The 336-nt window shown below is 49.7% G+C and carries 1 protein-coding gene; it reads right to left on the bottom strand.

Annotation, left to right across the window (positions count from 1 at the left end; translation table 11 throughout):
* Positions 1 to 336 (bottom strand): hypothetical protein (locus tag EI162_RS15005; RefSeq protein WP_192524997.1); only part of this gene is annotated, 336 nt, incomplete at both ends.

The following is a 336-nucleotide window of genomic DNA, read 5'->3' as shown; positions in this document are numbered from 1 at the left end:
GATCAAAACGTTTGGCCACTTGGCGTAAGTGCGCGGTAAATTCCACCGCTTTATCGTGGTCCTCAATACCATGGTGCTGTGCAAACTCGTTGAGTAGTGCCACTTGCCGCTGATCAAATTTATCAGGGGCGTCATCCGCGGTTTCTCCTTGCGCCCATCTGATAGCCATATCATCACGATGACGTTGTATTAAGCGCATGGCTAGGTGCAGCTTCATACGTTCAACATACTCAAAGATTCTCTCATCTTTGTGACGGTTTGCTCGAGTGTCTCGATCAATGCGTCCTTCTTGTCGATCAAGTCGAGCAGCTCTTGCTCGTCGTGCTGCGTCATCGA

It is taken from the genome of Psychrobacter sp. FME6, from assembly GCF_014861365.1.
Lineage (GTDB): Bacteria > Pseudomonadota > Gammaproteobacteria > Pseudomonadales > Moraxellaceae > Psychrobacter.
This window is presented reverse-complemented; position numbering and strand designations above follow the sequence as displayed.